Source organism: Aureispira anguillae, assembly GCF_026000115.1.
In the GTDB taxonomy this organism is placed as follows: Bacteria; Bacteroidota; Bacteroidia; order Chitinophagales; family Saprospiraceae; genus Aureispira; species Aureispira anguillae.
Genome location: NZ_AP026867.1, coordinates 1 through 15,202 on the forward strand (window position 1 = coordinate 1; position 15,202 = coordinate 15,202).

13 protein-coding genes and 1 pseudogene are annotated in these 15,202 nt (G+C 36.1%); 6 read left to right on the forward strand and 8 right to left on the reverse strand.

Going from position 1 to position 15,202, the window contains the following annotated elements; translation table 11 throughout:
* Positions 1-100 precede the first annotated feature (100 nt).
* The 3 genes from dnaA (at position 101) to AsAng_RS00015 (ending at position 4,725) form a co-directional block, all read left to right on the forward strand.
* Positions 101-1,510, forward strand: coding sequence for a chromosomal replication initiator protein DnaA (gene dnaA / locus AsAng_RS00005; RefSeq protein WP_264790709.1), 1,410 nt, complete (start codon positions 101-103; stop codon positions 1,508-1,510).
* A 664-nt stretch (positions 1,511-2,174) separates the two neighbouring features.
* A complete protein-coding gene (locus AsAng_RS00010; RefSeq protein ID WP_264790710.1) occupies positions 2,175-3,257 on the forward strand; it encodes a LamG-like jellyroll fold domain-containing protein in 1,083 nt (360 codons plus the stop codon).
* A 175-nt stretch (positions 3,258-3,432) separates the two neighbouring features.
* Positions 3,433-4,725 carry a T9SS type A sorting domain-containing protein gene (locus AsAng_RS00015; RefSeq protein WP_264790711.1) on the forward strand — a complete coding sequence of 431 codons (1,293 nt, stop codon included), beginning with the start codon at positions 3,433-3,435 and terminating at the stop codon, positions 4,723-4,725.
* Positions 4,726-4,727: 2 nt separating this feature from the next.
* Here the strand turns inward: AsAng_RS00015 and AsAng_RS00020 are convergent, their stop codons facing one another.
* The 8 genes from AsAng_RS00020 to hemN form a co-directional block, all read right to left on the reverse strand.
* The gene (locus AsAng_RS00020) at positions 4,728-5,447 is read right to left on the reverse strand and encodes a sulfite exporter TauE/SafE family protein (protein WP_264790712.1); all 720 of its coding nucleotides are present in this window, start codon (positions 5,445-5,447) and stop codon (positions 4,728-4,730) included.
* Positions 5,448-5,450: 3 nt separating this feature from the next.
* Positions 5,451-5,876 (reverse strand): FixH family protein, encoded by a 426-nt coding sequence (locus AsAng_RS00025; protein WP_264790713.1) that lies wholly within the window; start codon positions 5,874-5,876, stop codon positions 5,451-5,453.
* 76 nt (positions 5,877-5,952) lie between these two features.
* On the reverse strand, positions 5,953-7,347 hold the full coding sequence (gene ccoG, locus AsAng_RS00030; protein WP_264790714.1) for a cytochrome c oxidase accessory protein CcoG: 1,395 nt from the start codon (positions 7,345-7,347) through the stop codon (positions 5,953-5,955).
* Positions 7,348-7,358: 11 nt separating this feature from the next.
* On the reverse strand, positions 7,359-7,967 hold the full coding sequence (locus AsAng_RS00035) for a cbb3-type cytochrome c oxidase N-terminal domain-containing protein (protein ID WP_264790715.1): 609 nt from the start codon (positions 7,965-7,967) through the stop codon (positions 7,359-7,361).
* Positions 7,968-8,169: 202 nt separating this feature from the next.
* Positions 8,170-8,337, reverse strand: a complete 168-nt coding sequence (locus AsAng_RS00040; RefSeq protein WP_264790716.1) for a hypothetical protein — start codon at positions 8,335-8,337, stop codon at positions 8,170-8,172.
* 79 nt (positions 8,338-8,416) lie between these two features.
* Positions 8,417-10,549, reverse strand: coding sequence for a cytochrome-c oxidase, cbb3-type subunit I (gene ccoN, locus AsAng_RS00045; RefSeq protein WP_264790717.1), 2,133 nt, complete (start codon positions 10,547-10,549; stop codon positions 8,417-8,419).
* 104 nt (positions 10,550-10,653) lie between these two features.
* Complete coding sequence (gene ccoS / locus AsAng_RS00050; RefSeq protein ID WP_264790718.1) at positions 10,654-10,797, reverse strand: cbb3-type cytochrome oxidase assembly protein CcoS; 144 nt, start codon at positions 10,795-10,797, stop codon at positions 10,654-10,656.
* 109 nt (positions 10,798-10,906) lie between these two features.
* Positions 10,907-12,295 carry an oxygen-independent coproporphyrinogen III oxidase gene (hemN, locus tag AsAng_RS00055; RefSeq protein WP_264790719.1) on the reverse strand — a complete coding sequence of 463 codons (1,389 nt, stop codon included), beginning with the start codon at positions 12,293-12,295 and terminating at the stop codon, positions 10,907-10,909.
* Positions 12,296-12,510: 215 nt separating this feature from the next.
* Here hemN and AsAng_RS00060 point away from each other — a divergent pair, with 215 nt between their 5' ends.
* The 3 genes and pseudogenes from AsAng_RS00060 to AsAng_RS00065 all read left to right on the forward strand — a co-directional run bounded on the left by AsAng_RS00060 (position 12,511) and on the right by AsAng_RS00065 (position 15,142).
* Positions 12,511-12,726, forward strand: a complete 216-nt coding sequence (locus AsAng_RS00060; protein ID WP_264790720.1) for a hypothetical protein — start codon at positions 12,511-12,513, stop codon at positions 12,724-12,726.
* A gap of 10 nt (positions 12,727-12,736) precedes the next feature.
* A pseudogene (locus AsAng_RS29985) lies at positions 12,737-13,180 on the forward strand (heavy metal translocating P-type ATPase metal-binding domain-containing protein); the annotation flags it as partial.
* A 273-nt stretch (positions 13,181-13,453) separates the two neighbouring features.
* The gene (locus tag AsAng_RS00065) at positions 13,454-15,142 is read left to right on the forward strand and encodes a heavy metal translocating P-type ATPase (protein ID WP_407655355.1); all 1,689 of its coding nucleotides are present in this window, start codon (positions 13,454-13,456) and stop codon (positions 15,140-15,142) included.
* Positions 15,143-15,202: the final 60 nt, after the last annotated feature.

Here is a 15,202-nt window from a genome sequence, read left to right on the forward strand (position 1 = left end):
CCCTTATAATTTAAATATTATTAGTTGGCTCAAATTACCAAATCAATTTTTCAAGTCCGTATTATTCTGTGAAGAGTAACCCTATTTAGAATAAGCCATTATGAGTACAGACCACGTCCAAGTTTGGCAAAATTGTTTAACAAAAATTAAGGAAAGTGTAAATGCTCAGAGTTTTTCAACTTGGTTTGAGCCAATTAGACCGTTGCGTTTGGACGGTTCTATTCTGACGATACAGGTTCCTAATAAATTCTTCTATGAGTGGTTAGAAGAACACTATGTTGTTGTCTTAAAAGAGGCTATTCAGGTAGAAATTGGAGCAGATGCACAATTGGAGTACTTGATTCCCAAAAAGACAAACATTCCTAAAACACCTTCTTTTAAGAAAGAAAATCTAGAAACCAATACTACAAAAAATGGATTAAAGGGTGGGAAAATTAAAAACCCTTTTGTTATACCTGGTATCCAAAAGCTAAAAATAGACTCGCAACTTAATCCCAATTATACATTTGAACATTTTATAGAAGGAGATTGTAATCGATTAGCCCGTTCTGCGGGAATGGCAATTGCTAAACGACCTGGAAAAACAGCGTTTAATCCATTAATGATTTTTGGTGATGTAGGACTGGGGAAAACGCATTTAGCACACGCAATAGGGAATGAGGTATTGGTGCAGTTTCCTGAAAAGGTCGTGCTCTATGTTTCTTCAGAGCGTTTTACCAATCAGTTTATTGAGGCGCTACGTAACAATGCCATTAGTGATTTTGTTAAGTTCTACCAAATGGTAGATTTATTAATTGTGGATGATATTCAGTTTTTGGAAAATAAGCAAAAAACGCAGGATATTTTCTTCTCTATTTTCAACCATTTGCACCAAGGGGGAAAGCAATTAATCTTAACTTCAGACCGCCCACCTAAGGAAATGGCAGGAATTGAAGAACGATTGATTTCTCGCTTTAAATGGGGCTTGTCTGCCGACTTGCAGATTCCTTCTTTGGAAACTCGTATGGCAATCATTCAGCTCAAGATGGATAATGATGGGGTCGATTTGCCCCCTAATGTATTAGAATTTATCTCTTATAATGTACGCACAAACGTGCGTGAAATGGAGGGGGTTTTAATTTCAATTATTGCCCAAGCAGCACTCAATCAGCGAGATATTGATATTGATTTAGCCAAAGAGGTGATTAGCAAATTTGTGGATAATATTTCAAACGAAATTACAGTAGAACTTATCCAAAAAATTGTAGCAGAGCATTATGATTTGCCTGTTGAAAAATTAAAAGAAAAAACTAGAAAACGATTTGTGGTTCGGGCTAGACAATTGTCTATGTATTTGGCCAAGCAACTTAGTAATAAATCCTTGAAGCATATTGGAAATGCATTTGGAGGAAGAGATCATAGTACCGTTATTCATGCTTGTCGTTCTATTGAATCTCTTTTAGAGAACGATACTCGTTTCAAAAGCGAGGTTTCTGATATTGCTAAACGTCTAAAATCGACAGGTTTATAATTACCCTAGAACATAATTCATGCTATGGAATAAAAAGGAAAATCTTATTTTAGGATTTTCCTTTTTATTTAATAGAATGAGGAGTACAATAAATACATCCAATTATTGAATATTCATCCTATTGTCCTTCCAAACTATTTAGCGTTACTTCCTTTTTTTTACCATTTGTTGTGCTGACCTTTTTGCAATTACCTTTCCGATTAGGCTTTAATACTCCAATGCCTAATTCTTATTTAATCATCTAATTTAGAGGGCATTTTCTGCCTTCGAGGCTAACCAAAGTATGCGATCTATGCCCCTTTATTACCCCATAATATAGAGGTATAAATGTTTTTGATTACTCGTTAGAAAAAATGTTTCCTTCATTAATCAATATGTTCCATTCACTGGAAAAACGGACCTTTTGCAATTTCCTTATTGATTTTCTTAATAAGAATCACGAATTTTGCTTTTAAAACATAACATAATCAGAGCTTTTAATGAGGTGGGGAAATTTATAAATAAAAGATTGATAATTAGGGGAGAAGATTGACACTATGTTGATGAAATTCTTTGGGAAGCGATGAAAGCTAACTGATAAGAAAGACCACATTAAAAAATAAACAAATCGATAATTGCTAGCAGATTTAAATGCGGGCACATTTTTTTATAAAACGCTAAAGACATGAATTTTTATCAATTTTTTTACAAAAACATTCTTGGTTTAATATTTCTTTTGACTTTTATTCACCCCAATTTTGGGCAAATAGACCTTGATAATGGGCTAGAACTTTATTATACACTTGATGACCATGCAGCAGATAGTAGCTCCAATCAACACCATGGAACAATAATAGGCACTTCACCAATTGCGGATCGATATGGAATCGCTGGAGGAGCCATAGAATTTGTCAATAATGGTGCTGCATTAAATGGTGGTAATATATTAAATAATGTATTTTCAGGTGCTGGCAAAAAATTTACGATTTCTGCATGGATTAAGCCTTCAGCTTTAATGTCTAACAATATTATTGTTGCTAAAGTAGGTGATGCAGCTTGTGCTGAAAATGAGCGACAGTTTATGTTAAGAATACAGGGGAGCAACCAAAATTTAACGTTTACAAATTATTCCTCTTTATTTTCTGGCTCGGCAAGACGTGTAAGTACTTATACTTCTATTAATGACACAAGCCATTGGTATCATATTGTTGTTACTTATGATGGTACTCAAACAGGGAATAATGGTTTAGATCGTGTTAAATTATACATTGACTGCCAAGAAGAAGCTACCTTTTTGGAAACAGCATCAGGCTCACTTGGAGATATTCAAACAGGAGCAGCACATTTGGGAATAGGCAATTATATTGCCAGTACGGGAGTTCCTTGTGCCCCTGCTCGATATTTTCATGGGGGAATAGACGATGTTCGGATTTATAATCGAATACTTAATCCATCTGAAATTGAGGCTTTGTGTTCTGACACTCTATTGACGGCAATTGTTCAGCAACCACACCAAGAAAAGAACAGTACAATAATCCCTATTTATCCTAATCCATCACAAGGACTTTTTTATATTGCTGATAAAGGGCTAGATATTCATGCTTTTGAAATTTATGATGTCATGGGACACTTAGTTCGTCAAGCAAATATTTTGAATGTAACCCAACCCCTTGATTTAGAAGACTTAGATCAAGGTCTGTATTTTATTCACTTCAGAAATGTAGAAAATGTTTATGTTGGTAGAAACAAGATTCTTATAAAACGTTAGTCCTTTGAACCTGAATTCATGAGCTATTTTGGGGGTATAATTTTGTTGATAACACATGTTGGTATTTTAAATAAGTATTTATTGTAATATTTGAATTGTTTTAAATAAAAGTATATATTTGTTAACATATATCATTATTAGTGATATTATTTATATATATAAATGTATACTTCAAATGAAAAATACCCCCATAATTTTTACAATTGCGTTAATTTTTTGCAATCTATTCATAACCAAAGCTCAATTTATCTCTCAGCAAAGTGGAATTTGGGCTGATGGTGCCACTTGGGGAAATGCAAGCCCAGGTGTTGAGGGAGTAGACTTTCCAGATCAGACAGATGATCTGATCATTAGGGCAGGACATCAGATCACGGTAAACAATCTGACCGATAATGGAGGACCATCCATAGCGCCAGAAGGACTGAACTTAATTAATGTTGGCGATGGAATGATAAACGGCAGTCCTTCTTTTCCTAGCGGGGAAGATTTGATGTTTTATCATATTGGTAATATTTCTATTGCAAGAAATGGCACCTTAATCATCAATCAGCATGCTTTGTTAGCAGGGACTGTTGTTGTTGAAGGAACATTAACGACCGTTTTGGATGTGGTTAATCTGGGACGCTTGAATGTAACCAGCCATGGACTGTTGAATATTGGCGGCAATTATATTATAACGGGAACGAGTGTAACCGATATAGATGCTACCCAAATAGCAGCGGCTAATTTATACATTGACCACATGGAAACCGTCATAGGAGGGAGCAATAGTTTCACACTGCCCAATAACATTAAAACATTTAATCCTACCAATAATGACCCTTCTGCACAGATTTGTAGCAATTTTTTGATTAACTGTGGCGGCGATTGCGATCCTAGTATAGGAGGCAATCAGGGAGTAATTGTAGGAGCAAGTGAACATCCTATTTGTTTGGAATTTTTTCCTGTAGAATTTAAACACATTGCTGCAAAGGCACTTAACTCTTATGCGGTAGAAGTAACTTGGATAACTGCTACAGAAACAAACAACGATCATTTTGAAATTGAACGATCTACTGACGGGGTTAACTGGGAAGCTATTGGAATGGTAGAAGGGGCAGGCACTTCTGTACAAACCAATTATTATAAATGGGAAGACCGAAATCCTACTAAAGGGATTATTTATTATAGAATTAAGCAAGTTGATGAAGACAAAACATTCAACTATTCTAAGCAAGTTGCCATTTGGATGGGAGACCAAGAGGAAGGGGTAGTATTAGCACCCAATATTGTACAGAACAATAAAAAGATACAGTTATTGACAACTCAAACCATCCAACAAATTGAAATCTTTGACCAATATGGTCAAGTGGTTCAAATAATCTCAAATCCTCAAACCATGATTTTAATGGATTTTGGAACAGGGGTCTTTAATTTAAGGATAAAACTAGATACAGGTTGGTTTTTTAGGCGTGTTATTGTGATTTAAATTTAGTGACAATTGGCAGGTAATATCCAAGAAGTTACTTGGCTTTGCAAAATGGGGCTTAGGTAGGGGATTCCTAGATTTAAGCCCCTAATAATAAATAAAATAGCCATAGCCCCCACAAAAAAAGGAACAATTTGGCGCATTCTATTTCTAACATTCAAAGAAATAAAGCCTCTAAATTGACTGGCTAAAATCATCATTGGCAGCGTACCAGCACCAAAGAAAAACATATATAGAGCGCCTTCTAATACTTGACCAGTGGCAATAGCTCCTGCCAATGCTGCATAGACAAGCCCACAGGGGAGCAACCCATTTAACAAACCAATACCATACAAAGCAAAAGAAGAATTGTTTTTAAAGAGTAAGCCCATCTGATTGCGTACCCAAAGCTGTAATTGAGCGAGTATTGAATGCTTATTTTTTTGGAATTGCACAAATTTAGGAAAGAGCAAAACAACAAGAATAAATACGCCTAAAAATATGGATAGACCTTGCTGAAAGCCAGCAAAAGAAAACCCTCTTCCTAATAGCCCTAATAAGGCACCTAGTAGACTGTAAATACTAATTCTTCCTAAATTATACAATAAACCGCCCCAGAGTTTGCTATACCAATTTTGTTCTTTGAGCGGCAACGAAAAAGCAATAGCACCACACATTCCAATACAATGAAAGCTACCCAATATACCAATTGAAAACGCTGTCAGAAGAGCTGCTATATTCATTGTTTAGGGGATTAAGATTTGTTTTTCAATATAATAGTCTTTGTTATTATCCGACCAACTCAATTGAAGTTTGTAAATCCCTTTTTGAAATTTTTCTAGTGGAATTTGTTGTTGTTGTTGGTCATCTAGTTGCAGTTGCTCTTCAAAGTCTAGTTGTTTGTCAGAAGGTCGGAAAAAGTTAATCTTGCCTTGTTTAGGAATAGTCGGAAATTGGATCGAAAGATGAGAAGAACCGATTTCCCAAGTTGGTTTTTGAGCCAATGCCAACACATTTTTTTGTTGGTTAATTTGCTCTTGAAAGGCTACTTCTTTGGCATAATAATCAGGAGCAACCAAGTCAAAATTTTGTTGTACGCATTTGTATAACATAAACAACATAAACGTTATAAATGCGACAAAAAAGAGTGCTATTCTATATCCCCAGTTCATAATTTTATGGATTTTTACGGACTAATGTAATGGCTAGTTCGCTGCCTTCCATCAAAGGCAACGAACTAGTTAGTCGTTACTTTTTTAAGAAATTAGTGTTGACCTCATCGACCTTTTCCTCTTGATGATAGATTCCAATACGAATTGGAGTTTGTCTAGCTTTGAGTTGTTCTTTATCTAAAATAATAAAGAAGGTCCCCGCTGTTTTTTCCCCTTTGGGTAGTGTTACTGCACTATCTCCAATTAACTGTACTTCACCCGTTAGTGACTCTAGTTTAAAATCTAAAGAAAAATCTTCATTACTTTTATTGACAATGTTATAATTGTATAAGTTACTAATTTTTCCGTCGGGTTGCTCTTGCGAAAGTGTACCAGGTGTTCTTAATACTGTTATCTCAACTTTGTTTCTAAGAAGCAATAACCCAAGAATAATTCCTGTCAAAACAACCAACAAGACACTAAAACCAATCGTACGTTTGTTTAACTTTAGCTTAGATTCATTCTTGATGTGGTATTCAGAAGTATAACGAATCAGACCACCAGGCAAAGATAACTTATCCATAATACTATCACAAGCATCTATACAGGCTGTACAATGAACACATTCTAGCTGTGTACCATTTCGGATATCGATACCCGTTGGACAAACATTGATACATTGACGGCAATCTACACAATCTCCTTTTCCTTGTTCTGCTCTATCTTCATTTTTTCTAAATTTTGCACGATTTTCTCCTCTTTTATAATCGTAGGCAACAACAATAGAGTGCTGATCTAGCAAAACGCCTTGAAGTCTACCATAGGGACAAACAGAAGTACAAATTTGTTCTCTCAAACGAGAAAAAACAATATAAAAAGCAAAGGCAAACAAAAGGATGCTAAAGAATCCCCAAATATGTTCGCTAGGGGGAGCCATCATAATTTCTAATAATTCTTCGATGCCAATAATATAAGCTAAAAAGGTATTAGAAATGATAAAAGACACCGCAAAAAATATAACGTGCTTTAGTGTTTTTTTAAAGAACTTAGAAGGACTCATATCCGCTTTGTTTAATGCCTTCTGTTTGTTCCAATCTCCCTCTATCCAATATTCTATTTTTCGGAAAACCATCTCCATAAAAATAGTTTGGGGGCAAACCCAACCACAAAACAAACGACCAAAAACAAGTGTAAAAATACCTATGGCAATTACCCCAACGGCCATTACGAACATAAAGATGTAAAAATCTTGCGGATAAAATACATTTCCAAATATGACAAATTTACGTTCAATGACATTGAGTAATAAAAGAGGGTTGCCATTTATTTTAATAAAGGGACCAGAGAACAATAAGGTCAATAATATAAGACTGACAATTACCCTGTAATTATGAAATTTACCAGAAGGCTTTTTGGGGTAGACCCATTTTCTATTGCCATCGTCATCAACCGTGGCAAGGGAGTCTCTAAATGATTCTTCTGTGTTTATCATGATCTTTTATATTAGTTGTTACAGGGTTCCCCTTGTGCTTCTTTTGGCTTTTCAGTACTCTTTCCTTTTAAGGTTAAGATATGACTGGTAATTTGCTGAATTTGCAAAGGGTTAAGTTGGTTCTGCCAACTAATCATCCCCTTACTAGGGACTCCATAAGTAATCGTTTTAAAAATAGCTTTGGCATCACAACCATGTAGCCAATTTTCATCTGTTAGGTTAGGACCTACACCACCACCACCATCTTTGGCATGGCAAGAAGCACATTTTTTTAGAAAAAGCGTCTTTCCTGTTTCTAGGTCTTCTGCTGCGGTCAACGCCTCAACAGTATTTTCATTAATTTTGGCATATTTAGTAGCCAATAATTTTTCTTTGTGTGCTTTGGCGATCGCTACTTCTCTCTCATATTCTAGGGTTTGTAGACCTCCCATTGCAAATGTATGATAGTAGAGGATATAACCTACCCCAAAGAGTACACAACCCGCAAAAAAATAGGTCCACCAAGGTGGAAGTGCGTTGTCCAATTCCTGAATGCCATCGTGTTCGCCTTCTAAGAGAATTTTTTCCTCTTCATCAACAGGTACTGCATTATTTATATTAGAAATAAAATCCTTTGCCATTTTATTGTAATTTGTATAGTTTAAAAGTTCATTGATTGTACGAAAAATGTTTACCTACTAAATTGATTGCCATTTTTTATAAGTGAAGTTGTTAGCGTATGGTTATGGCGCAATTAAAATAGTAAGGCTTAAAATGAACTAATGATAGTTTGAACAGAGTGTATTTGTTACAAAAAAAACATAGAACAAATACGGATGAAAATTAATCTTCTAAGGGAATATTTCCCATGGTTTCAATATGCGACTTGCTAGCTCGGAAAGCAACCCAACAAGCTAATAAAAAAACAGAGAAGAAAATTAAAAAGGATATAATCGGATAGACCTCAATATTTCCGATGCTTGTCATATGATGCTTAATGAATTTTAGCATAGTTTCTTGGTTTTTTAATTTAAAAAATAGGAGGGGAGCCATAATATCTTACCCTAAAAACCCCCCTCCAAAACTATAGTTACTCTTCTTCTTTAGTCTCTTTAGGCATAATATCTGTTCCTAAACGTTGTAGATAAGCGATGACAGCAATAACCTCTCTGTCACTTTCTGCACCAGTAATTGTTGCCGCAATCTCATTGGCTTGTTTGTGCAAGTCCTTGATGGCGTCTTCTTTTTCATACCCTTCTGGATAAGGAACTCCAAGTGTACGCATGGCTTTGATTTTAGCTTTGGTTTGGCTGGCATCCAATTTGTTTTCTAACAGCCAAGTATAAGCAGGCATAATCGTACCAGGAGATATTTCTTGTGGATTTCTAAAGTGGGCATAATGCCACTCATTACTTTTGTAATTTCTACCCGTTACCACACCTTCACGAGCCAAATCGGGACCAGTTCGTTTAGAACCCCACAAAAATGGATGATCGTAAACAAATTCACCCGCTTTAGAGTATTCTCCATAGCGTTCTGTCTCAGAACGGAATGGGCGTATCATTTGACTATGACAGTTGTTACAACCCTCTTTGATATAAAGGTCTCTTCCTTCTAATTCCAATGGTGTTAGTGGTTTTACACTAGCAATTGTAGGTACATTACTTTTGATTAAGAAGGTTGGAACCAATTCTAGAACCGTTCCAATCAAAATAGCTACTGTACTAAGGAACAACAATTGAACAGGACGGCTTTCTACCGCTCTATGCCAATAGCCATCTTCGTGAGCAGGCATCAAGGGAGGAGCTTTAGCTTCTGTGTTCGGTGCAAACGTACCTTGTTTTGCTGTTTTATAAAGATTGTAAACCATGAACAAAACTCCTATAAAGAATAACAAACCACCAACGGCTCTTAATCCATACATAGGAATAATTTGAGTAACTGTTTCTAAGAAGTTAGGATAAACTAACATTCCTTCGTCGTTAAATTCTTTCCACATCAAACTTTGTGTGAAACCTGCCCAATATAGTGGAATAGCATAAAAAATAATTCCTAGTGTACCTGTCCAAAAATGGTAGTTGGCTAATTTTTTAGAGTACAATTCTGTTTTGTACAAAACAGGGAACAACCAATAAAGCATACCAAAAGTTAAGAAACCATTCCAACCCAATGCGCCAATATGTACATGGGCAATCGTCCAATCGGTATAATGACTAATTGCATTTACATTTTTGAGTGACAACAACGGTCCTTCAAACGTTGCCATACCATAACAAGTCAAAGCAACCACCATAAATTTAAGAATGGGTTCTTCTCGTACTTTATCCCAAGCACCTCGCAAGGTCAACAAACCATTTAACATTCCCCCCCAAGAAGGAGCAATTAACATTACTGAAAATGCAACCCCTAAAGATTGTGCCCAGTCTGGTAGTGCTGTATAGAGCAAGTGATGTGGTCCTGCCCAAATATAAAGAAATATTAAGGCCCAAAAGTGAACGATAGATAGTCGATATGAGTATACTGGACGACCAGCCGCTTTGGGAACAAAGTAGTACATCAATCCCAAATAAGAGGTAGTTAAAAAGAAGGCTACAGCATTATGACCATACCACCATTGTACCAAGGCATCTTGTACCCCTGCATAAACAGAGTATGACTTAAGCATACTAACAGGTAATTCAAACGAGTTGACAACATGCAATAGGGTAACGGCCACAAAGGTAGCGATATAAAACCAGATGGCTACATACAGATGCTTTACTCGACGTTTGAGAATGGTAAGCATCATATTTAGACCAAAACTGACCCAAATTAAGGCAATGGCAATATCAATCGGCCATTCTAATTCGGCATATTCTTTTCCTGTGGTGATCCCAAAAGGTAGCGTCAGTGCTGCCGAAACGATGATTAATTGCCAGCCCCAAAAATTGATGCTACTCAGGACATCGCTATACATTCGTGTTTTGCAAAGCCGCTGCAAGGAGTAATAAACCCCCGCAAATGTTCCATTACCAACAAATGCAAAAATAACAGCATTGGTATGTAGTGGACGCAAGCGCCCAAAGGATAAAAAACTGGCTAGGTTTAAACTGGGGTAAACAAGCTGAAGTGCTAGGATTAAGCCGACGAGCATACCAATAACGCCCCAAAAGACTACTGCGATCGAAAAATTCCGAACAGTAGTGTTGTCGTAATGAAAAGTTTCTAAATTTTGTGCATTCATAGTTATTTTGTTGGTCTATGATGGTTAATAGTTGTTCTTTATTAGGTTAAATAATAATAGAGAAAGAGTTAAGTAACTATGCAGAATCAATTTTGCATAGTTGCTTAATCTTCATCATCAAATAGTATTCGAATAGAGGGAGTATGAGTGTCTTCATATTGTCCTGTTCGAATTGCAAAGAAAAAAGCTAGTAAAAAGAGAATTGCAATGAAAAAACTCGCTCCAATTAATAAAAAAATTACACTCATGATACTTTTGTTTTTACAAAGATAAATGGTGACTTAGAGTCTAAAAATGATGGGTTGGGAAACCAAAAGTGATCTTAATCAATTTTAATTTATTATATTTGTAAGTCGCTTATATTGTTTGGCTAAAAATTTGAGATTGAGGACTTTTTTGCCAAAGGTACTCGTCAAAACACATGCAAACATTTCGAACATAAGGTCGCCCTTTTTCGGTAATAATTAATTGGTGAGGGTGGCGCTCTACTAATCCATCTTTTTCCATTTCTCCCAATTTTTCAATTCCTTTATAAATAGCGGGATTATTTAAATCTTCAGTTGTCCATTCTGTAGACAAATCACACATTAAATTTAGAATGTGTTGGCGTAAAATTAGATCTTGTTTGTTTAGGGTGTGCCCTCTAAAAAAAGGAAACTGCCCCTTGTCTACGAGATCCGTATATTCTTCTACTTTTTTGGCATTTTGAATGAAGCCAGTCCATGAATCACTAATAGAAGATGCCCCTAAACCAACCATTAGGCGAGTATGAAAAGGCGAGTAACCCATAAAGTTTCGATGAAGGTGCTTGTTTTTAGCAGCTTGATAAAGTTGATCGCTAGGCAAGGCAAAATGATCCATTCCAATTTCTTCGTAGCCCATTTCTTCAAACTGCCTTTTGCCTAATTCATAGAGCGCACGTTTTTGAGCATCCGAAGGAAGGGTTTCGGGAGCAAAACTTCGTTGGCTAGGTTTTAACCAAGGAACATGAGCATAGCTATAAAAGGCAATGCGATCTGGACGCAATTGATTCACTTTTTGTATGGTATCCTCTACAGAGGCTAATGTTTGCAGTGGCAAACCAAACACTAAATCAAAGTTGATGGATGTATAGCCTATTTCCCTAGCATTTTGGGTAACCTCTTCTACCATTTCGTAGGGTTGAATTCTATTGATAATAAGCTGAACTTTGGGGTCAAAATCTTGAATTCCCAAGCTTAATCTTCTAAAACCTAAATCATAAAGCGTTTGGAGATGTTCTTTGGTGGTGTTTTTGGGGTGCCCCTCAAACCCTAATGCTACATTGTCACAAACGATTGCATTTTTGGTAATTCCATCCAATAAACGCTTCAAGTTTTTGGCACTAAAAAAGGTTGGAGTCCCTCCTCCAAGATGGATTTCTTTGATCTTTGGGCGTTCTTCAAAAACATCCAAATACAGTTGCCATTCTTTTAGTAAGGTTGCTATATAAGGCTCTTCGACAGCATGATTAACCGTAATTCTTGTATTACAACCACAATAGGTACACAAACTACTACAAAATGGTAAATGAATATAAAGACTAATTCCATCTTGGTCATTACTGCAATCAAAAGACGCTTTTACCAAATCTTTCCAAGTTGACTCAGAAGGTAAATTATACCAAAAGGGAACGGTTGGATAACTGGTATATCTTGGTCCAGGAACATTATATTTACTAATTAATTGTTGGGATATAGAGGGAGGATTTAATGTATTAGTAGTCATACCTTTTCTTTTTAAGTGCTGAGAGTAACAATTATCACTTAGTCCTATCACTAAGCATTATGGATAATAATATACTTGCAAAGGACGAGAAGAATGAGGACTTAAATACTAATGAAAATCATTGGATCAAATGTTTTATATCATTTCTTAGATTCAAGATCTGCGCTACATTTGTCTTATCAAAATGAAATCATTCATAAAAAAAATGAACCACTATGAAGAAGATAAAAGGTACAGCAGTAGTTGCTTTGATGGGATTGGCTCAATGGGCAAATGCATTTGATAATGAGGTTGTAAAGAGTATTGATGCCAATGCAACACGAGAAGCTGTAGGAATGACGGCTATCACTTTAGTCCCTGTATTGGTCTTAGTGATTTTCTTGATTGTATTAGGGTTTGCAACACAAAAAATTCCTGGTTTAAAAGGATAAAAGTAAAGTTATGGTAGCCTGTGAAACGCAATGTTATCATTGCGGAGAAAACTGCGAAGCAGAAGAAATCGTTATTGCAGAAAAGAGCTTTTGTTGTGAGGGCTGTAAGATGGTTTACGAATTGTTAAGTGAGCACAGTTTAGATGCTTATTATCAGTTGGAAAACCGTCCTGGAAATCCTGTGCAGACTTCAGAAGCAAAAGAGCGTTATGCTTATTTAGAACTAGAGGAAGTACAAGATGCTTTGTTGGACTTTAGGGAAAAAGGCTGTGCCAAAATAACCATAACCATCCCTAGCATTCATTGTAGTTCTTGTGTTTATTTGTTGGAGCATTTGCCAAGAATTAACCCTGCTATAAAAGCAGTGATTGTTGATTTTGTAAAACGGGAAGCAGCCATTACTTATAATGATGATGAACTGTCACTTCGACAATTAATAGAGCTATTAGCCAAAATTGGTTATACGCCAGATCTGTCTCAGGATAAAAAAGCAGGGCAAACCAAACAAAAATCAAATCAGCGTTTGGTCTTAAAAATAGGACTAGCTGGATTTTGTTTTGGAAATATTATGCTGCTTAGTTTTCCTGAGTATTTTATGTTAGAAGAAGGTGATCTAGTAGAATATCAAGCTTTTTTTGGAGGGCTAAATTTTCTATTGGCATTGCCTGTTCTACTTTATTGTGCTCAAGATTATTTTACCTCTGCCATTGGTAGTTTGCGGCAGCGTATGCTAGGGATTGACATCCCTATTGTTTTGGGCATCATAGCTTTGTTTGGTCGCAGTACGTACGAAATTTTTACGCAAACAGGGGCAGGATATATGGACTCTTTTGCAGGACTCATTTTCTTTTTGCTAATCGGGAAATGGTATCAAAGCAAAACCTACCAGTCGCTATCTTTTGAGCGAGATTATACCTCGTATTTCCCTATTGCTACTACAAGGGTTCAATCCAATGGAGAAGAAGAACAAGTACTGATTCAAAAGCTTCAGAAGGAAGATGTTATTAAAATTAGAAATCAAGAAATAATCCCTGCCGATAGTGTTTTATTGAGCGATAAAGCTGCTATAGATTATAGTTTTGTATCTGGAGAATCGGATTGTATTACAAAAGTAGATGGCGATAAAATCTATGCAGGTGGTAGGCAGATGGGAGAAGCAATTTTACTGAAAATTACTAAAGAAGTCAATCAAAGTTATTTTACTCAATTGTGGAACCAACATGTTTTTAAAGAAGAAAAAGCCCTTTTATTGTCTAAAACAGTTCAGGCAATTAGTCGCTACTTTACAGTTGGAATTTTGACGATTGCTTTGGCTACTTTGGGATATTGGTTGTGGGCAGATAGTACCCTTGCCTTAATGGCGTTTAGTTCGGTATTGATTATTGCCTGTCCTTGTGCTTTAGCCTTGTCTGCTCCTTTTGCCTTTGGCAATATTTTGCGTTTGTTTGGAAAAGATGGTTTGTTTCTAAAAAATGCATTGACGGTTGAGCAATTGGCAGATGTAACGGATATTATTTTTGATAAAACAGGAACTTTAACCACCAACAATACGGCAAATATTCAATTTATAGGCGCTAATTTAACAAAAGCTACCTATCATAAAATTCAGGCTTTAGCAGAAAATTCTACCCACCCATTAAGCCAAATGTTGTCGGGTTATATCCAAAAGCTCCCTCATTTTGAAGCTGGAAAAACCTTAGAAGTAAGTGACTTTGAAGAAATAAATGGGCAAGGAATTGCAGCTTGGGTTGATGGGCAATATATTAAAATGGGCTCTGCTAATTTTGTTGGGATAGGAACAAGTGACAGCGGACACACCGCAACTCAGGTTCATATCTGTGTAGATGGAAATGATTTGGGCTACTTTAATATTGAAAAACAATATCGGACAGATCTAGACCAGGTATTAAATAGCTTAAGTCAAAAATTTGATTTACACTTGTTGTCAGGAGATAATGATGCGGATCGATCTTATTTAGAGCAGTTTTTTCAACAAAAAGATAGGCTTCATTTTCAACAGAAACCATTGGATAAGCTGAACTATGTTAAAGAGTTGCAAACTGCTGGGCGAAAAATATTGATGGTAGGGGATGGTTTGAACGATGCAGGTGCGCTTCGTCAAGCCGATGTTGGAATTGCTATTTCTAACGATGTGCATAGCTTTTCTCCTGCTAGCGATGGGATTTTGGATGCTCAAAAATTTGGTGCACTCAGCCATTATCTATTTGTTGCTAAGAAAAGTCTGTGGGTAGTCAAAGCAAGTTTTATACTTTCGCTTCTGTATAATGGCGTTGGTTTATTTTTTGCTGTACAAGGGTTGTTAACGCCACTCATTGCAGCAATATTAATGCCTTTAAGCTCTATTTCGGTTGTTATTTTTGCAACAATTTTAACCAATATAATTGCTAAAAAATGAAGTTCCATTAGAACTAATCAATAAGATGCTAAGTTTACATTAAACTAGGAAGTTGTCAGT